Genomic DNA, 18,741 nt, shown 5'->3' with positions numbered 1-18,741 from the left:
GTGGCTGGCATGGCCCACCTCACCAGCAAGATCGGTTCGCTCGGCGTCTTCCCGCTGTCGCTCGGCGGCAACGTGTTCGGCTGGACCGCCGACCGCGACGCCTCCTTCGCCGTGCTGGACGGCTACGCCGAGGGCGGCGGCAACTTCGTCGACACCGCCGACGTCTACTCGGCCTGGGTGCCCGGCCACCGCGGCGGCGAGTCCGAGGAGGTCCTCGGCGCCTGGCTCGCCGCCCGCGGCAACCGCGACGACGTCGTCATCGCCACCAAGGTCGGCGGGCACCCCGAGTTCAAAGGCCTGGCCGGCCCGAACATCAAGGCCGCCGCCGAGGCGTCGCTGCGCCGCCTCGGCACCGACCGCATCGACCTGTACTACACCCACTTCGACGACACCTCGGTCCCGGTCGAGGAGATCATCACGGCGCTGGACGCGCTGGTGCGCGAGGGCAAGGTCCGCGAGATCGCGGCGTCCAACATCTCGCCCGAGCGGCTGGAGGCCTCGCTGGCGTTCAGCGAGCGCGAGGGCCTCGCCGCCTACGTCGCCCTGCAGCCGCACTACAACCTGGTGTCCCGCGACACCTACGAGGGGGAGCTGCGCGACGTCGCCGCCCGGCACGGCCTGGCCGCGGTGCCCTACTACGGGCTCGCGTCGGGGTTCCTGACCGGCAAGTACCGGCCGGGCGCGCAGGTCGACAGCCCGCGCGCCGGCCGCGCCGCCGAGCACCTGGAGAGCGAGCGGGGCCGCAAGGTCCTGGCCGCGCTGGACCAGGTCGCGCGGGAGCGGGACGCCGAGGTGGCGACCGTGGCGCTCGCCTGGCTGGCGGGCCGGCCGACCGTCGCCGCGCCGATCGCGAGCGCCCGCAGCGTCGAGCAGCTCCCGCCGCTGCTGGCGTCGGCGACGACCCGGCTGACCGACGCCGAGACCGCGCTGCTGGACGAGGCCTCCGCCTGACCGGGATGTAGCCTTCCGTCCCGTGCCTGTTGATTTCCTGCTGGCCGGCGGGCTGGCCGTGCTGGTCGGCTCGATCGTGCAGGGCAGCGTCGGCCTCGGCGTCGGGCTGGTCGCCACGCCGGTGGTGACGCTGCTGTTCCCGTCGCTGATGCCGGGCGCGATCCTGGTGGCGGCCGCGGTGCTTCCGCTCGCCACCCTCGCGGGCGAGGCCCGGCACGCCGACCTGCGGGGCCTCGGCTGGGCCTTCGGCGGCCGCGTCGCCGGGACGCCGCTCGGCGTCTGGGTGGTCGCGGCCGCCCCGGCCCGCGCCCTCGGCGTCGGTGTCGGCGCGGTCGTGCTGGCCGCGCTCGGCGCCACCGTCTGGGCCGGGACGGTGCCGCGCAACCGGACCACTCTCGCGGCCGCCGGGCTTGTCGCCGGCGCCACCGGTACCGCCTCGGCGATCGGCGGGCCGCCGCTCGCGCTGCTCTACCAGCGCGAGAGCGGCCCGCGGGTGCGCGCGACACTCGCGGTGTTCTTCACCGGCGGGGCGCTGCTGTCGCTGGTCACCCTCGCCGCGCTCGGCCAGCTGCCGGCCCGGCAGGTGGTCGCCGGGCTCGCGCTCACCCCGTTCGTGCTGGCCGGCTTCCTGCTGGCCGGCCCGCTCCGCCGGTACCTGGACGGCGACCGGCTGCGCCTGGCCATCCTGGTCGTGGTGGGCGGCTCCGCCGTCACCCTGATCGTGCGTAACCTGGTCTGATGCGTCCCACCAAGGCCGATCTGGAGGCCGCCCGCGACCGCCTGGTCCCCGATGTCCTGCCGCCCGAGGGCACGTTCTTCCGGGTGCTGTTCTGCGGGATCAACCCGGGCCTGTACTCGGGGGCGACCGGCCGCCACTTCGCCCGCCCCGGCAACCGCTTCTGGCCCACCCTGCACCGCTCGGGGTTCACCGACCGGCAGTTCTCGCCCGCCGAGCAGCACCTGCTGGCCGGACTCGGCCTCGGCATCACCAACCTCGCGCCCCGCACCACCGCGCGCGCCGACGAGCTGACCGCCGAGGAACTGCGCGAGGGCGGCAGGCGGCTCGCCGAGCTGGTCGAGCGGCGGCGGCCCGCCTACCTCGCCGTCGCGGGCGTCACCGCCTACCGGACGGCCTTCGGCAAACCGCACACCCAGATCGGCCCGCAGGACGAGACGTTCGGTCCGGCGCGGCTGTGGGTACTGCCCAACCCCAGCGGGTTGAACGCCAGCTGGCCGATCGACCGGATGGCCGCCGAGTTCGCGCGGCTGCGCGAGGCGGCCGACGCGCTCAAGGAGGACGGCTGAGGAGGCTGTGGGTGCTGCCCCGAGCCCCTATGGCCTGAACGCCAGCCGACCGATCTACCGGATGGCGGCCGAGCCGACGCGGCTGCGCGAGGCGGCCGACGCGGTCAGGGGGAGTGGTTGAGGGCGGCCGACGCGGCGAGCATCGCGCGGACCTCGGTGACGAGCGCCGGCTTGGGCTCCCACACGTCGGGGCGGCCGAGCGTCACGATCGGCCGGGGCAGCGGCAGCACGTCCGCCAGGCGCCAGTGGTACGCGCCCGGGTCGGCCCACGGGCCGCAGTCGCAGGTGCCGCCCTGCACCGCGGCCGAGCACACCTCGGTCAGCTCGGCGGTCGCGATGATCGCGCCGATCGCGGCGAGCGGGTCGCGCGGATCCCAGCCGGCCTCCTGGATCAGCGGCGAGTCGCACGCCTTCAGGTCGACGCGCATCGCCGCGTAGACCAGCAGCGGGCCCCGGTAGGAGGCCGGCTGCCGCTGGTTGTAGACGGCCTTGCCTCCCCGCGCGATCGCGAAGGCCCAGGGCTGCTGAACGCTGATCGCCTGCACGCGGTCCACCTCCCGTGCTCGCCTGGTCTCCATCGACCGGGCCGTCCGGACGGTGGTGCCCGTTTCCGGGCGGAGTATCCAGGGGGTCATCCGGTCCGCACCCGTTGGTCAGGTGCCACGACAACGTGCGGGCCGGTCGAATGGTTCAAAGGATGTTTTTTCATGCGTTGGCGCGCCGGGCAACCTGGCACGCCGGGAAGATCAGTTCTGCACCATCCGGGTGTAGGCGATGATGTTGTCCACATAGTGGCCGCTGCCCGGATCGAACGAGCCGCCGCAGGTCACCAGCCGCAGCGCCGGGTAGTCCAGGTCCTCGGCGTAGACCTTCTCGCCGGGGAACGCGGACTTGGCGACGCGCTCGACGCGCTCGACGGCGAACGTGGCCGTCCTCCCGTCGCGCCGCCGCACCCGCACCCGGTCGCCGGGCCGCAGCTCGCGCAGCCGCGCGAAGACGGCCGGCCTCTTGTTCGCGTCGACATGGCCGAGGATCACCGCCGGGCCGCCCTCGCCGGGCGTCGGGCCGCGCTCCCACCAGCCCGCCAGGTTCGGCGTGGACAGCGGCGGCGTCTCGATCCTGCCGTCCGGCTGCAGCCCGAGCTCCGTCACCGGCGCCGAGACGCCGATGCGCGGGATCGTGATCGCGGCGGGCTGCGACCGGGGCAGCGGCGCCGCGCCCGCCCCGGCGGCGGCCTTGCCCGGGCCGCCGGGGTCGACCGGGCCGCCGTCCCAGTCGTCGGAGCCGCAGCCGGCCAGCGCGAGGACGCAGGCCGCCGTGCCGAGGACGAGGCGGCCTGCCCGCACGTTCAGGTGTTCCCCTTCGCGCGGCGGCGCAGCACGACGCCGCCGCCCACGGCCGCCAGCGCCGCGAGCGCGCCGCCGGTGAGGGCCGGGGCCGGGTCCCGCCCGTGGGCGGTGCTGCCGTCGCCGGTGTCGGGCGCGCCCTGCGGGATGGTCGGGCCGCCGTCCTCCGCCCGGTCGCTGCCCGGCCTGGTGCTGAAGGTGACCGAGCCGTAGCCCGGGCAGGTGACGGTGAGCCGGACGATCGCGGGCAGGTGCTTCTTGAACCGCCCGTTGCCCTCCCACCGGTCGCCGGAGTTGTCGACCGCGTCCATGCGCGGCTGCTCCACGAACGACGACGACGAGGCCGTCGGCTGGACCGGGCAGGTCGCGTTGATGTCGACGTTGCCGCCCGGCAGGACGCGCCGCGACGACAGGCGCACGTCGTCGAATCCGAACTTGAAGCGGGGGTCCTTGCCGGGCGGCGGCTTGCCGGGACCGGACGTCGGCGGGGGCGTCGGCGGCGGCGTCGTCCGGTGCGGCGTCCGCACCGACAGCTCGAAGGCCTCCAGCCCCTTGCCGGTGCGGCAGAAGAACTTGGCCGTGTAGACGTGGTCGGGCTCGAGGTCGGACGCGGTGGTGGCGATCGCCGTCCACACGCCCTTGCCCTGCTCGTTCCAGTCCGCCGGGTCGTTCTTGAAGAACAGCTTGTTCGGCAGGACGTGCGGCGAGCCGGCGCAGCCGGTCACGCGCAGCTCCAGGTTCCCGCCCGGCTCGGCCGGGAAGGCGCCGGAGGTGATCTTGGGCGGGCCGGCCGGCTCGTCCGCGGGGGGCGCCGCGACGGCGGGGGCGGCCGCGCCGAGGAGCGCGGCCCCCGATACGGCGCCCGCGGCGGCGAGTCTTGTGATGCCCATATGGCTCCTTGCCGGGAGGGTGGGCTCGGTCCGTCGATCACAGGTGTGACGCGCGAAACGGTGCCGGGGTTGTCCCTGTGACCGCTGGGGAGCGTGTTGCGTTCATCGCGCAGTGTAGTGATCATGCCGACGATCGCGCGAGAAGGCAATGGCCTGATCCGGTCAGCCCTTGAGGGCGCCCGCCATCAGGCCGCGCATGAAGAACCGGCCGAGCAGCAGGTACACCAGCAGCGTCGGCAGCGACGCCAGCAGCGCGGACGCCATCTGCTGGTCGTACTGGACGGCGACCGCGCCCGACCCGGCGGTGTTGTTCAGCAGCACCGTCACCGGCCAGCTGTCGGGCGCGCCGAGGAACACCGCGAACAGGAAGTCGTTCCACAGCGAGGTGAACTGCCAGATCAGCGTCACCGCGAACGCCGGGCCCGACAGGGGCAGCACGATCCAGGCGTAGGTGCGCAGGATCCCGGCGCCGTCCACCCGGGCGGCCTCCACCAGCTCGTCCGGGACCGTCACGTAGTAGTTGCGGAAGATCAGCGTGCAGATCGGGATGCCGTAGACGACGTGCGCGAGCACCAGGCCGCGGATCGTGCCGGCCAGCTCCAGGTGGGTGAGCAGCCCGGCGAGCGGGATCATCACCGCCTGGTAGGGGATGAACATGCCGAACAGGAACAGCGTGAACACCGCGTCGGCGCCGGGGAAGCGCCACTTGGCGAGGACGTAGCCGTTCAGCGAGCCGAGCACGGCCGAGAGCAGCGAGCCGGTCACCGCGATCTTGACGCTGTTGACCAGGCCGGGGCGCAGCGTCGTCCACGCCGACCGCCAGCCGGCCAGGCTCCAGTGCGCGGGCAGGCTCCACGCCTGCTGCGGGCCGGCCTCGGCGAACGGCTTCAGGCTCGTCACGACCAGCACGTACACCGGGATCAGGAACAGCACGGCGAACAGCAGCAGGAGCGCCGGGCGCAGCACCCTCGTCATCGGACCCGCTCCGTCCGCACCGACCACACCAGGTAGGGGACCACCAGCACCGCGACCGCGACCAGCAGGTAGGTCGCGATCGTCGCGCCGTTGGCCGGGTCGTGCCGGTCGAAGACCTCCACGTAGGTCGCGACGGCCGGCACGTAGGTGATGATCTGCTTGCCCGCGATCGCCATGATCAGGTCGAACACCTTCAGCGAGATGTGCCCGAGGATGATCAGCGCGGACAGTGTCACCGGCCGCAGCCGCGGGAACACCACGTACCGGTACACCTGCCACTCCGAGGCGCCGTCCACCCGCGCCGCCTCCCGCAGCTCCTCGGGGACGCCGCGGAACCCGGCCAGGTACAGCGCCATGACATAGCCCGACATCTGCCAGATCGCGGGCAGCGCCATCGCGGCCATGCCCCAGCCGGGGTCCTGCCACCAGTCGTTGGCCAGCGCGCCGAGCCCGGCCTTGTGGAACAGCTGGTTCAGCCCGACGGCCCGCTCGGGCGGCGCCGGGTTCATCAGCCAGCGCCACACCACCCCGCTCGCGATGAACGAGATCGCCATCGGGAACAGGTAGACCGCGCGGAACCCGGCCTCGCCCCGGATGCCCTTGTCCATCAGGAACGCCAGGAACGCGCCGAGCAGCAGCGCCCCGCCGACGAACACCGCGGTGAACAGCAGCGCGTGCCGCACCGCGCCCGGCCAGCTCGGCTGGTGCCACAGGTCGACGAAGTCGCGGCCCTTGTCGAACCCGTAGGGCGACACCTCGTCGTGCCGACCGCTCACCGCGACCCGGGTGTTCCAGAAGATCAGCCCGTACACGAACAGCCCGACCGCCAGGATCGACGGCGACACCAGCAGCAGTCCCGGCAGCGACTTCCGGAGCCGCCGCCGGGCCGGCGCCGGGCTCACTGGCCGCTGTTCTTGGCCGCCTCGGCCAGCCCCGCCTGGAGTTTGCCGACGTCCCTGCTCTGCAGGAAGAGCCCGACGGCGGTGTCGATGTCGGTGTGCTGCCGCTTGCTCGCGCTCACCCCGTGCCAGAACGACCCGGCGAGCTTGACGCCCGGCTTGTTCCACTCGTTGAACGCGTACTCCAGGTAGCCGGTGTACAGGCTCTTGTCGGCGTCCTTGCGGGCCGGGACGGACCCCTTCTTGGGGTTGAACAGGTCCTGGCCCTCCTTGCTGGACACCTCCTTCAGCCACAGCAGCGACCCGCCGCGGTGCGGCGCGCCCTTCGGCAGGGTGAAGCTGTCCGACAGCCACATGTAGGTGCCGTCGGTGCCGGGGGAGGGGGCGTACTTGAAGTCGGTGCCGAGCTTCTTGCCGAGGCCGTTCGGCGCGCCGCCGGTGAAGTAGCCGTACGCCCAGTCGCCCATGATGTTGAACGCGGCCTCGCCGTCCACCACGGCCTTGGCGGCGCCCTGCCAGTCGGTGGAGGCGGCCTCGGCGGTGGTGTAGCCGACGATCGTGGCGAAGTCGTGCAGCGCCTTGGTGACCGCCGGGCCGTTCCAGTCGGCGCCCGGCCGCCACAGCGCGTTGTAGGCGTCGGTGCCGAGGTCGCCGAGCAGCACGTTCTCCAGCAGGTGGTCGGCGGTCCACTGGGCGCCGAGCGACAGCGGCACCTTCCCGGTCTTGTCCTTGACGGCCTTCAGCGCGGCGATGAAGTCGGCGATCGAGGCGGGCGGCCCGGCGATCCCCGCCTCCTTCAAGATCTTGGGGTTGTACCAGAGCATGTTGGAGCGGTGGATGTTCACCGGCACCGAGTAGATCTTCCCCTGGTAGGTGATCTGCTGCAGGAGCTGCTGCGGGTAGGCGGACCGCAGGCCGTTCTCGTCGTAGAAGGAGTCCAGCGGCTCGATCTGCCCGGCCTTGATGTAGTCGAGCAGCTCGGCGCCGGCGTGGCCCTGGAAGGAGTCCGGCGGCTTGCGGTTCTGCAGCCGGCTCGCCAGCACCGCCTGCGCCTGGGTGCCCGAGCCGCCCGCGATGGCGGCGTTGACGAACTCGACGCCGGGGTTCTTCTTCTTGAAGTCGGCGACCATCGCCGCGAGCCCGTCGGCCTCGCCGGGCCCGGTCCACCAGGAGAAGACCTCGACCTTGGAGGCGTCGCCGGTCTCCTTGCCGCCGCCACCGCAGCCCGAGAGGGCCAGTACTCCGCTGAGGGCCGCCGCCGCGGCCGCCTTCCACCGTCCTCGCATCGCCCGTCCCTTCGGTCGCCCGAGGGCTTCAGCGTCCGTTCGGACACGCGGGCGGTCAACGGGGCCGGGTGAAATCGAGATCTTGCGGTGACCCGGCCCCCGCCGGCGGCGCGGCTACCAGCGCAGCGCGGGCGGCAGCAGCTCGGTGCCGGCGTCGGGCCATTCCAGGGGCGCGCCGAGCGGGACGAGCTCGGCCATCTGCAGCCGGAACCACGGCGAGGCCTCGGGCCGGTCCACCAGCTCCAGGCACCGCTCCCAGCTCCACCACTCGGCGTCCTCCACCTCGGCGGGGTTGCGGCGCACCCCCGGGCGGCTCGCCACCGCCCGCACCACCGGGCACCGCTCGTACTCGACGGTGCCGTCCGCGGCGACCGCGCGGTAGCGGAATCCCGGCAGCACCGGTGTGATCGTGTCGACGATCACACCGAGCTCGTCGCGCAGCCGGCGCTCCACCGCCTCGCGCAGGCCCTCGCCGGGCCCCGGGTGGCCGCAGCAGCTGCCCGTCCAGACGCCGGGGAAGGTCCGCTTGGACAGTGCCCGGCGGGTGATGAGGACCTGTCCCGCGGGATCGACCACGTAGCAGGAGAAGGCGAGATGGTAAGGAGTGTCACGATGGTGGCCGGTGACCTTGTCGACCGTCCCGATGGCCTCGTCAGCCGCGTTGAGCAGCACGATCTCCTCGACACTCATGACCTCTTTCTATCGCAGAGTCACTGATCGTCACGGGTGAACGCAGGTGAAGGCGCACCTCCAGGACACGCACCGTACGTCCCAAGGGTCTGTAAACTCGGAACGGCCCGACGACCAGGGGCAGCGGAGCCCCTGATGGAGGAGTTGACACGCGTGACCCTGCTTGAGTCGATCAAGGGTCCGGAGGACCTCAGGCGACTGGACGCCACGCAACTGCCTCGGCTCGCGGCGGAGATCCGCGAGACCCTGGTCGAGGCGGTCGCCAAGACCGGCGGCCATCTGGGGCCCAACCTGGGCGTGGTCGAGCTGACCATCGCGCTGCACCGGGTCTTCGACTCGCCGCGCGACAAGATCCTCTTCGACACCGGTCACCAGGCGTACGTGCACAAGATGCTGACCGGCCGGCACGACTTCGCCGAGCTGCGCCGCCGCGGCGGGCTGTCGGGCTACCCGAGCCAGGCCGAGTCCGAGCACGACATCATCGAGAACTCGCACGCCTCCACCGCGCTGTCCTACGCCGACGGCCTGGCCAAGGCGTTCCAGCTGCGCGGCGAGGACGACCGCGCGGTGGTCGCGGTCGTCGGCGACGGCGCGCTCACCGGCGGCATGTGCTGGGAGGCGCTGAACAACATCGCCGCGGGCACCGACCGGCCCGTCATCATCGTGGTGAACGACAACGGCCGCTCCTACTCGCCGACGATCGGCGGGCTGGCCAGCCACCTGGCCGACCTGCGCGTCACCCGCGGCTACGAGCACGCGCTCGACCTGATCAAGAAGACGGTGCCGCGGACCCCGGTGGTCGGGCAGGTCGCCTACGAGGCGCTGCACGGCCTGAAGAAGGGCCTGAAGGACGTCCTGCAGCCGCAGGCGATGTTCGAGGACCTCGGCATGAAGTACGTCGGCCCGATCGACGGGCACGACGAGGAGGCGGTGGAGCACGCGCTGCGCCGCGCCCGCGGCTTCGGCCGCCCGGTGATCGTGCACGCGATCACCCGCAAGGGGTCGGGGTACGCGCCGGCCGAGAACGACACCGAGGACTGCATGCACGGCGGCGGCGCCTTCGACCCCGCCACCGGCAAGGCGCTGCCGAAGTCCGGCGGCCCGTCCTGGACGTCGGTGTTCGGCTCGGAGATGGTCGCGATCGGCGCCGAGCGCCCCGACGTGGTCGCCATCACCGCCGCCATGCTCTACCCGGTCGGCCTTGCCCCGTTCGCCGACGCCTACCCCGAGCGCACCTACGACGTCGGCATCGCCGAGCAGCACGCGGCGACGTCGGCGGCGGGCCTGGCGCTGGGCGGCCTGCACCCGGTCGTCGCGCTGTACGCCACCTTCCTCAACCGCGCCTTCGACCAGGTGCTGATGGACGTGGCGCTGCACAAGCTTCCGGTCACGTTCGCTTTGGACCGCTCCGGTGTGACCGGCGACGACGGCGCCAGCCACAACGGCATGTGGGACCTGTCGATCCTCAGCCTGATCCCCGGCATGCGCGTCGCGGTGCCGCGCGACGGCGCCCGGCTGCGCGAGCTGCTGCGCGAGTGCGTCGCGGTCACCGACGGGCCGACCGCGATCCGCTACCCCAAGGGCGCGGCCACCGCCGACATCGAGGCGGTCGGGCAGGCGGGCGGCATGGACGTGCTGGCCCGGCACGAGGGCGCCAACGGCACCCGGGTGCTGCTGGTCGCGGCCGGCTCGATGGCGGGCCCGGCGGTGGAGGCCGCGGAGCTGATCGCCGCGCAGGGCATCGGCGTCACCGTCGTCGACCCGCGCTGGATCAAGCCGCTGGACCCGGCGCTGGTCGACCTGGCCGCCGGGCAGAGCCTGGTCGCGGTGGTGGAGGACAACGGCCGCACCGGCGCGGTCGGCGACGCCGTCGCGCGGCTGCTGCGCGACCACGCGGTGGACGTCCCGCTGCGCACCTTCGGCATCCCGCAGGAGTTCCTGGACCACGCCTCGCGCGGCCAGATCCTCACCGACATCGGGCTGACCGCGCAGGACCTGGCCCGCGACGTCACCGAGGCGGTCGCGCGCCGCTCCATCGCCCCGGCGCGGGTCCCCGGCCGGTAGCGGCGGCGGCCGCCGTTCGCCGGGAAGGCCCGGAAGGCCGGGCGGTCCGCTAGCGGGGCCGGCAGGCGTCGCGCATGGCGTCCCAGTGCGCGAGCTTGACCCGCTCGCCGCGGCCGAGCGTCCGGGCGAGGGCGACCTCGGCGGCGTCGAGGTTGAGCCAGTCGGCGTAGGTGACGACGGGCAGCGCCCGCGACTCCAGCAGCTCCTCGACGGTGCGGACGGCGCCGCCGCCCGGCGCGTCGGCCAGCAGGTTGCGGACGGTCTCGGCGGCGTCGGACTTGTTGGTGCCGACGACGCCGGTCGGGCCGCGCTTGATCCAGCCGGCGACGTACTCGCGCGGCCGGCCCAGCACCCGCCCGCCCTCGTTCGGCACGACGTAGGCCCGCTGGTCGAACGGCAGGCCCTCCAGCGGCACGCTCTGGTAGCCGACCGACCGCAGCACCAGGCCGGCGGGCAGCGTCTCGAACTCGCCGGTGCCGGTGACGCGGCCGGTCTCGTCCAGCCGGGTCGCCTCCAGCCGCAGGCCCTCGACGCGGGTGGTGCCGAGGATCTCCACCGGCGCGCGCCAGAACCGCACGTCGATGCGGCGGGGCCGCGCGTCCCCGGGGTCGCCGGTCCAGCGGCTCAGCACCTGGACGTTCCCGCGCACGTGCCGGTCGGACTCGGCGAGCGCGGCACTGGCGGGGTCCAGCTCCATGTCCCCGGGGCGGACGTGCACGCCCACGCCGTCGATCTCGCCGAGCTCGCGCAGCTCCTTGGTGGTGAACTTGGCCTGCGCCGGGCCGCGCCGCCCGATCATGTGGATGCGCCGCACCCGGCTCCGGCCGAGCGCCTCCAGCACCTGCTCGGGCACGTCGGTCTCGCGCAGCTGCGCCACCGTCTTGGCCAGGATGCGCACCACGTCCACCGCGACGTTCCCGACGCCGATGACGGCGACCTCCTCGGCCGACAGGTCGAACACGTGGTGGGCGGCGTCGGGGTGCCCGCAGTACCAGTTGACGAAGTCGGTGGCCGCGACGCTGCCGGGCAGGTCCTCGCCGGGGATGCCGAGGTGCCGGTCGACCATGGCGCCGGTCGAGTAGATCACGGCGTCGTAGCAGTCCAGCAGCTCGCCGCGGGTGATGTCGCGGCCGAGCTCGACCCCGCCGAAGAACCGCACGCCCGGCTCCTCCAGCACCTTCTGCAGGTACCGCGCGATCGACTTGATCGACTTGTGGTCCGGCGCGACGCCGTACCGCACCAGCCCGTAGGGGGTGGGCAGCCGGTCGAAGACGTCCACCCGCGCCGTCCCGCCGGACTGCTTCACCAGCGCCTCGGCGGAGTACAGCCCCGCCGGACCCGACCCGATCACCGCGACACGCAGAGATGCAGCCATGCGCGCCATTGTGCACACCCGTTCACCAAATGAACACAGTGACCCGGGTCACTGACCCGGGTCACCGGGCGGCGCGGTCAGGAGCCGGGCTTGGCGGCGGCGCCGACGCGGCTGTGGCGGGCGCCGTAGGCGAAGTAGACGACGGCGCCGACCACCAGCCAGACCAGGAACCGCACCCAGGTGTCGACCGGCAGGTTCAGCATGACGAACAGGCAGGCCAGGACCGACAGGATCGGCACGACCGGGACCAGCGGGGTGCGGAACGAGCGGGGCAGGTCGGGCCGGGTGCGGCGCAGGATCAGCACGCCGACCGAGACGACCACGAACGCGAACAGGGTGCCGATGTTGACCAGCTCGGCGAGCTTGGCGAGCGGGATGAACCCGGCGAGGACCGCGACGATGCAGCCCATCAGAATGGTGCTGCGGTAGGGGGTGCCGAAGCGCGGGTGGACGGCGGCCAGCCAGGCCGGCAGCAGGCCGTCGCGGCTCATCGCGAAGAACACCCGGCTCTGCCCGAGCAGCAGGATCAGCACGACCGTGGTGAGGCCGGCGACCGCGCCGATGCTGATGACGGTGGCGAGCCAGGGGTGGCCGACGGCCTTGAAGGCGTCGGCGAGCGGCGCCTTGGTGCTGAGGTCCTTGTAGTTCTGCATGCCGACGACCACCAGCGACACCGCCGCGTACAGGATCGCGGTGATGACCAGGGAGCCGATCAGGCCGATGGGCAGGTCGCGCTGGGGGCGGCGGGCCTCCTCGGCGGCGGTGGCGACGATGTCGAACCCGATGTAGGCGAAGAAGACGACGGCGACGGCGGCGAAGATGCCGAGCCAGCCGTAGCTGACCGGGTTGATGCCGAACAGCACCTGCATGAGGGGCGCGGCGCCGCCCTCGACCGAGGGGTTGGCCTTGGCCGCCGGGATGAACGGGGTGTAGTTGGCGCTCTTGACGAAGAACAGGCCCGCGAAGATCACCAGCAGCACGATCGCGACCTTGATGGTCACCACCACCGCGTTGACCCGCGAGGAGATCTTGATGCCGGCGACCAGCAGCGCGGTCACCGCGAGGACGAGCAGGATCGCCGGGACGTTGACCACGCCGCCGCTCTCGCCCGGCGGGTTGGCCACCGCGTCCGGCAGCGTGAGGCCCGCGCTGTCCAGCAGCGAGGCGGCGTAGCCCGACCAGCCGACCGCGACGACGGCGGCGCCGAGCGCCAGCTCCAGGATGAGGTCCCAGCCGATGATCCAGGCGGGGAACTCGCCGAGCGTGGCGTAGGAGAAGGTGTAGGCCGAGCCCGCGACCGGGACGGTGGAGGAGAACTCCGCGTAGCAGAGGGCCGCCAGGCCGCACACGACGGCGGCGAGCACGAACGACAGCGCGACCGCGGGCCCCGCCTTGTCCTTGGCGACCTGGCCGGTGAGCACGAAGATGCCGGTGCCGATGATGACACCGACGCCGAAGACGGTGAGGTCGAGCGCCGACAGGTCCCGCCGGAGCCGGTGCGCGGGCTCCTCGGTGTCACGGATCGACTGTTCGACCGATTTGGTGCGGAGCAGGTTCACCTCGGGCTCCTTCGTCGCAGGCCGCAGGGATGCAGGATTGATCACCGCAGCGACACGGCCGAAACCCGAGAGTGAGGGATAGGTCTGGATATGCACGAAAAGAGGCGTCCCGCGGGCGGGACGCCTCTCTCACGTGGTGCCGCGCGGGCCCGGAGGGTCGGCTGCCGGGTCCCCGCGCGGACGCTTCTACTTGACCGACGCCACGCCCGGCTCGAGGAACCGGCGCCCGGCGACCTTCTCGCTGACCCCGGCGCGGTCCAGGTACGGCGTGATGCCGCCCAGGTGGAACGGCCAGCCCGCACCCATGATCATGCACAGGTCGATGTCCTGCGCGGCGGCGACGACGCCCTCGTCCAGCATGAGGCCGATCTCCTGCGCCAGCGCGTTCAGCGCCCGCTCCAGCACCTGCTCCTCGGTGGAGGGGCTGGTGCCGCCGCCGAAGATCTCCGCGGCCTCGGGGTCGATGGTGAAGTCCGGCAGGTACACGCCGGACTTGCCCGCCGCGACGAACTTGGCGAACTTCTCCGAGAGCGGGAAGCGCTCGGGGAAGGCGCCGTGCAGCGTCTCGTTGACGTGCAGCGCGATCGCCGGGCCGACCAGGCCCATCAGCACGAACGGCGGCATCGGCAGCCCGAGCGGCGCGGCGGCGCGCTCGGCCACCTCGATCGGGGTGCCCTCGTCCACCGTCTGGATGATCTCGGCCATGAGGCGCAGCAGGATGCGGTTGACCACGAACGCCGGGGCGTCCTTGACCAGCACGCACGACTTCTTCAGCTGCTTGCCGACCGCGAACGCCGTCGCCAGGGCGGCGTCGTCGGTCCGGTCGCCGCGCACGATCTCCAGCAGCGGCAGCACCGCGACCGGGTTGAAGAAGTGGAAGCCGACGACCCGCTCGGGGTGCTTCAGCTTCGAGGCCATCTCGGTGACCGACAGCGAGGAGGTGTTGGTCGCCAGGATGCAGTCGGCGGAGACGTGCTCCTCGACCTCGGCGAACACCTTCTGCTTGACGTTCATCTCCTCGAAGACCGCCTCGATGACCAGGTCGGCGTCGGCGAACGCGTCCTTGGTCAGCGAGCCGGAGATGAGGGACTTCAGCCGGTTGGCCTTGTCGCCGGAGACCCGGCCCTTGGCCAGCAGCTTGTCGATCTCGCCGTGCGCGTAGCCGACGCCCTTGTCCAGGCGGGCCTGGTCCAGGTCGGTGAGGACGACCGGCACCTCCAGGCGGCGCGCGAACAGCAGCGCCAGCTGCGAGGCCATCAGGCCCGCGCCGACGACGCCGACCTTGGCGACCTTGCGGGCCAGGGCCTTGTCGGGCGCGCCCGCCGGGCGCTTCGCGCGCTTCTGGGTGAGGTCGAAGGCGTACAGGCCGGCCCGCAGCTCGTCGCTCAGGATGAGGTCGGCCAGCGCCTCGTCTTCGGCGGCGAAGCCCTCGTCGCGGCTGCGGTCCTTGGCGGCGGCGACGAGCTCCAGGGCGCGGGTGTAGGACGGGGCGGCGCCGTGCAGCTTGCCCTCCACGGTCCAGCGGGCCAGGTTGACCGCGTCGTCCCAGCCCTTGCCCTTGTCGACCTCGGGGCGCTGCACGCTGATCTCGCCCTTGACCACGCGGGCGGTCCAGGCGAGCGACTCCTCCAGGAAGTCGGCGCCGTCGAAGATCGCGTCGGCGATGCCCAGCTCGTAGGCCTGCGCGCCCTTCAGCATGCGGTTCTGCGCGAGCGGGTTGTCGATGATGACCTTGAGGGCCTTCTCGGCGCCGATCAGGTTCGGCAGCAGGTAGGTGCCGCCCCAGCCGGGGACCAGGCCGAGGAACGCCTCGGGCAGCGCGATCGCCGGGACGTTCTTGGAGACCGTCCGGTAGGTGCAGTGCAGGCCGATCTCGACGCCGCCGCCCATCGCCGCGCCGTTATAGTAGGCGAAGGAGGGGACGCTCAGCTCGCCGAGGCGGCGGAACACGTCGTGGCCGAGCTTGCCGATGGCGAGCGCGTCCTCGCGCCTCTCGATCAGCGGCACGCCCTTGAGGTCGGCGCCGACCGCGAAGATGAACGGCTTGCCGGTGACGCCGACGGCCACGATGTCGTCGCGCGCGGCGACGGCGTCGACGGCCTCGTTCAGCTCGGCCAGGCCGTTCGGGCCGAAGGTGTTCGGCTTGGTGTGGTCGAAGCCGTTGTCCAGCGTGATCAGCGCGAGCGTGCCCGCGCCGTAGGGCAGCTGAACGTCGCGGACGCGGGCGTGGGTCACGACCTCGTCGGCGAAGATGGCCTTGATGTCGGTGCTCACTTGGCGCCCTCCCAGTTCACGTTCTCCCAGAGGACGGTCCCGCCCATGCCCATGCCGACGCACATGGTGGTGAGGCCGTAGCGGACGTCGGTGCGCTCCTCGAACAGCCGCGCGAGCTGGTTCATCAGCCGGACGCCGGAGGAGGCGAGGGGGTGGCCGAGGGCGATGGCGCCGCCCCAGGGGTTCACCCGCGCGTCGTCGTCGGCGATCTTGAAGTGCTCCAGGAACGCCAGCACCTGCACCGCGAACGCCTCGTTGATCTCGATGAGGCCGATGTCGTCCATGGTGAGGGAGTTGCGGGCGAGCAGCCTCTCGGTGGCCGGCACCGGGCCGATGCCCATGACCTCGGGCTCGACGCCCGCGAAGGAGAAGTCGACCAGGCGCATCTTGGGCGTGAGGCCGAGCTCGGCGGCGACGTCCTCGGCGGCCAGCAGGCACGCGGTGGCGCCGTCGTTCAGGCCCGCGGCGTTGCCGGCGGTGACGTTGCCGGCGACCCGGAACGGGGTCTTCAGCGAGGCCAGCGACTCCATGGTGGTCTGCGGGCGCGGCGGCTCGTCCTCGGTCGCCAGGCCCCAGCCCTTCTCGGCGGAGCGGATCGCGGTCGGCACCAGGTCCGGCTGGATCCTGCCGGCCGCGTAGGCGGCGGCGACCTTCTGCTGGCTGCGCACCGCGTAGGCGTCGGCGCGCTCCTTGGTGATCTGCGGGAAGCGGTCGTGCAGGTTCTCCGCGGTGGTGCCCATGACCAGCGCGGACGGGTCGACCAGCTTGTCGGCCAGGAAGCGGGGGTTGGGGTCCACGCCCTCGCCCATCGGGTGGCGGCCCATGTGCTCCACGCCGCCGGCGATGACGACGTCGTAGGAGCCGAAGGAGATGCCCGCGCCGGAGGTGGTGACGGCGGTCAGCGCGCCCGCGCACATGCGGTCGATCGCGTAGCCGGGCACCGACTTGGGCAGCCCGGCGAGCACGGCGGCGCTGCGGCCGATCGTCAGGCCCTGGTCGCCGGTCTGGGTGGTGGCGGCGATGGCGACCTCGTCCACCCGCTCGGGCGGGAGGGAGGGGTTGCGGCGCATCAGCTCGCGGATGGCGCGGACGACCAGGTCATCGGCGCGGGTCTCGGCGTACAGGCCCTTCGGGCCCGCCTTGCCGAACGGCGTGCGTACGCCGTCGACGAACACGACGTCACGTGCGGTGCGAGGCACGGATCGTCCTCCCTTGAGGAATGGTCGGTGAGGGTTGAGCCCCATGCCGCCCGCGGCGGGGCGGCACGAGTACCCACGAGCACGATGCTACTCGCCGGTAACGCGAAATACTACTCGTCAGTAACCACTGACGAGCTGTGCGGCGGCCACTGACCGGCTGTCAAGGGCGCCGGTGCCCCTTGTCCACCTATCGCCCCGTGGGTAGCGTGCGGGTAAATCACCGGAGGAGGCGCGGTGGTGCACGCCAGACCCGCTTACCGCCCCGGGCCGCGCCGGCGCGCCGGGCACGTGCGCGATCTCACCGCGCTGCTGCTCCGCACCGGCCTCATCCTGTCCGGCCCCCCGCAGCGCATCCCCGCCCACATCGGCGCCTACCGCCGCTGGGGCACCACGCTCGCCGGGCTGATCGCCGCCGGCGCCGCGCGCGGCCCGAACCGGCCCGCCCTCATCGACGACGCGGGCACCCTCACCTTCGCCGAGCTGGACACCCGCTCCACCCGCCTGGCCGCCGGGCTGCCGCTGGACGGCCCGCGCCCCCGCGTCGGCGTGCTCTGCCGCAACCACCGCGGCCTGGTGGAGACCCTGCTGGCGTGCAGCAAGCGCGGCGTGGAGGTGGTGCTGCTGAACACCGGCTTCGGCGCCGGGCAGGTGCGCGCCGTCCTCGGCGAGCTGCGCATGGACCTGCTGGTCGCCGACGCCGAGTTCGCGCCGCTGCTCGCCGCCGCGCCGATCGCGCTGCGCCGCACCATCGTGTGGGCCGACCGGCCGCCGGGCCCCGGGCTCGGCCCGACCCTGGACCAGATCGTGCAGGCCACCCCCGCCGGGACGATCTCCCCGCCGCAGGTGCAGGGCCGCACGATCATGCTGTCGTCCGGCACCACCGGCCGGCCCAAGGGCGCCCGCCGCCCGCCCCGCCCGGGCCTGTGGCCGCTCGCCTCGATGACCTCGCGGATCCCGCTGCGCGCCCGCCAGACGATGATCATCGAGGCGCCGCTGTTCCACACCTGGGGCTACGCCGCGCTGCAGATGGCCTGGGCGCTGCGCGCCCCGGTGGTGCTCCACCGCCGCTTCGACCCCGTCGCCACCCTCGCCGCGATCGCCGCGCACCGCGACGCGGTGGTGTTCGCCGTCCCGGTCATGCTCCAGCGCGTCCTGGACCTGCCGCCGCGGGTGCGCGCCGCCCACGACACCTCGGGCCTGCGCATCGTCGCGCTGAGCGGCGCCGCGCTGCCCGGCGACCTGGCCACCCGCTTCATGGACGCCTTCGGCGACCGCCTCTACAACGTCTACGGGTCCACCGAGGCGTCCTGGGTGTCCATCGCCACCCCGCGCGACCTGCGCGCCGACCCGCGCACCGCGGGCCGGCCGCCGCGCAACACCGCGCTCGCCGTCCTGGACGAGGAGGGCCGCCCCGTCGGCCGCGCCACCATCGGGCACATCCACGCCGCCAACGAGCTGGTCTTCGAGGGCTACACCGGCGGCGAGCCGGTCGAGGTCCGCGGCGGGCTGCTGGCCACCGGCGACCTCGGCCACATCGACCACCGCGGCCTGCTGTTCGTGGACGGCCGCACCGACGGCATGGTGGTGTCGGGCGGCGAGAACGTCCTCCCGCGCGAGGTCGAGGACGCGCTGCTGCGGCTGCCCGAGGTGCGCGAGGTCGCCGTCGTCGGCGTGCCCGACCCGGTGTGGGGGCAGCGCCTCGCCGCCTACGTGGTGCCGGCGCCCGGCGCCGAGCCCGACCCGGACGCGCTGCGCGCCCACGTGCACGCCCAGGTCGCCCGCTACGCCGTCCCGCGCGACGTGCACTTCCTGGCCGAGCTGCCGCGCAACGCCACCGGCAAGATCGTGCACCGCTGGCTCGCCGCCGGGCCGCGCCAGGCCGAGCCCGAAGGCCGCGTCGCCTGGCCGCAGCCCGCGCCCTGACGGGC

16 protein-coding genes are annotated in these 18,741 nt (G+C 73.0%); 5 read left to right on the top strand and 11 right to left on the bottom strand.

From position 1 onward, the window contains the following. Positions 1–9: 9 nt before the first annotated feature. The 3 genes from ACRB68_RS30345 to mug are packed head-to-tail and all read left to right on the top strand — an operon-like array spanning position 10 to position 2,256. Positions 10–951 carry an aldo/keto reductase gene (locus ACRB68_RS30345; protein ID WP_153538540.1) on the top strand — a complete coding sequence of 314 codons (942 nt, stop codon included), beginning with the start codon at positions 10–12 and terminating at the stop codon, positions 949–951. 22 nt (positions 952–973) lie between these two features. Further along, on the top strand, positions 974–1,690 hold the full coding sequence (locus tag ACRB68_RS30340) for a sulfite exporter TauE/SafE family protein (protein WP_328594972.1): 717 nt from the start codon (positions 974–976) through the stop codon (positions 1,688–1,690). Further along, positions 1,690–2,256: a G/U mismatch-specific DNA glycosylase gene (gene mug, locus ACRB68_RS30335; RefSeq protein ID WP_194293513.1), complete on the top strand. Its 567-nt coding sequence runs from the start codon at positions 1,690–1,692 to the stop codon at positions 2,254–2,256. Before ACRB68_RS30340 ends, mug begins: the two co-directional genes overlap by 1 nt. 104 nt (positions 2,257–2,360) lie before the next feature. Here the strand turns inward: mug and ACRB68_RS30330 are convergent, their stop codons facing one another. The 7 genes from ACRB68_RS30330 to idi all read right to left on the bottom strand — a co-directional run bounded on the left by ACRB68_RS30330 (position 2,361) and on the right by idi (position 8,342). After that, positions 2,361–2,801 carry an ASCH domain-containing protein gene (locus ACRB68_RS30330; protein ID WP_328594971.1) on the bottom strand — a complete coding sequence of 147 codons (441 nt, stop codon included), beginning with the start codon at positions 2,799–2,801 and terminating at the stop codon, positions 2,361–2,363. A 201-nt stretch (positions 2,802–3,002) separates the two neighbouring features. Beyond that, the gene (locus tag ACRB68_RS30325) at positions 3,003–3,602 is read right to left on the bottom strand and encodes a class F sortase (protein WP_328594970.1); all 600 of its coding nucleotides are present in this window, start codon (positions 3,600–3,602) and stop codon (positions 3,003–3,005) included. A 2-nt stretch (positions 3,603–3,604) separates the two neighbouring features. Then, the gene (locus tag ACRB68_RS30320) at positions 3,605–4,492 is read right to left on the bottom strand and encodes a hypothetical protein (protein WP_153538536.1); all 888 of its coding nucleotides are present in this window, start codon (positions 4,490–4,492) and stop codon (positions 3,605–3,607) included. A gap of 162 nt (positions 4,493–4,654) precedes the next feature. Further along, positions 4,655–5,467 carry a carbohydrate ABC transporter permease gene (locus ACRB68_RS30315; protein WP_153538534.1) on the bottom strand — a complete coding sequence of 271 codons (813 nt, stop codon included), beginning with the start codon at positions 5,465–5,467 and terminating at the stop codon, positions 4,655–4,657. After that, on the bottom strand, positions 5,464–6,369 hold the full coding sequence (locus ACRB68_RS30310; protein ID WP_328594969.1) for a carbohydrate ABC transporter permease: 906 nt from the start codon (positions 6,367–6,369) through the stop codon (positions 5,464–5,466). The genes ACRB68_RS30315 and ACRB68_RS30310 overlap by 4 nt, the downstream gene beginning before the upstream one ends. After that, a complete protein-coding gene (locus ACRB68_RS30305; RefSeq protein WP_153538532.1) occupies positions 6,366–7,652 on the bottom strand; it encodes an ABC transporter substrate-binding protein in 1,287 nt (428 codons plus the stop codon). Before ACRB68_RS30305 ends, ACRB68_RS30310 begins: the two co-directional genes overlap by 4 nt. 114 nt (positions 7,653–7,766) lie before the next feature. Continuing rightward, entirely contained in the window at positions 7,767–8,342 is a 576-nt protein-coding gene (gene idi, locus ACRB68_RS30300) for an isopentenyl-diphosphate Delta-isomerase (protein WP_153538530.1), read from the bottom strand. 153 nt (positions 8,343–8,495) lie between these two features. On the opposite strand from idi, the gene dxs reads away from it, so the two are divergent. Next, a complete protein-coding gene (gene dxs, locus ACRB68_RS30295; protein WP_328594968.1) occupies positions 8,496–10,406 on the top strand; it encodes a 1-deoxy-D-xylulose-5-phosphate synthase in 1,911 nt (636 codons plus the stop codon). A 49-nt stretch (positions 10,407–10,455) separates the two neighbouring features. Here dxs and ACRB68_RS30290 read toward each other — a convergent pair whose 3' ends face one another. From ACRB68_RS30290 to ACRB68_RS30275, 4 genes are all read right to left on the bottom strand, one after another. After that, positions 10,456–11,781 (bottom strand): FAD-dependent oxidoreductase, encoded by a 1,326-nt coding sequence (locus ACRB68_RS30290; protein ID WP_153538527.1) that lies wholly within the window; start codon positions 11,779–11,781, stop codon positions 10,456–10,458. A gap of 77 nt (positions 11,782–11,858) precedes the next feature. Further along, positions 11,859–13,340 carry an amino acid permease gene (locus tag ACRB68_RS30285; protein ID WP_328594967.1) on the bottom strand — a complete coding sequence of 494 codons (1,482 nt, stop codon included), beginning with the start codon at positions 13,338–13,340 and terminating at the stop codon, positions 11,859–11,861. Positions 13,341–13,526: 186 nt separating this feature from the next. Next, on the bottom strand, positions 13,527–15,614 hold the full coding sequence (locus tag ACRB68_RS30280; RefSeq protein WP_328594966.1) for a 3-hydroxyacyl-CoA dehydrogenase NAD-binding domain-containing protein: 2,088 nt from the start codon (positions 15,612–15,614) through the stop codon (positions 13,527–13,529). After that, the gene (locus ACRB68_RS30275) at positions 15,611–16,789 is read right to left on the bottom strand and encodes a thiolase family protein (RefSeq protein WP_328595067.1); all 1,179 of its coding nucleotides are present in this window, start codon (positions 16,787–16,789) and stop codon (positions 15,611–15,613) included. The genes ACRB68_RS30280 and ACRB68_RS30275 overlap by 4 nt, the downstream gene beginning before the upstream one ends. Positions 16,790–17,047: 258 nt before the next feature. Between ACRB68_RS30275 and ACRB68_RS30270 the strand changes: the two genes are divergently transcribed. Continuing rightward, entirely contained in the window at positions 17,048–18,736 is a 1,689-nt protein-coding gene (locus ACRB68_RS30270) for an AMP-binding protein (RefSeq protein WP_328594965.1), read from the top strand. Positions 18,737–18,741 lie beyond the last annotated feature (5 nt).

It is taken from the genome of Actinomadura macrotermitis, from assembly GCF_009604375.1.
In the GTDB taxonomy this organism is placed as follows: Bacteria; Actinomycetota; Actinomycetes; order Streptosporangiales; family Streptosporangiaceae; genus Spirillospora; species Spirillospora macrotermitis.
Note: the sequence above shows the minus strand (reverse complement) of the source record. Positions and strands in the feature narration are given on the sequence as shown.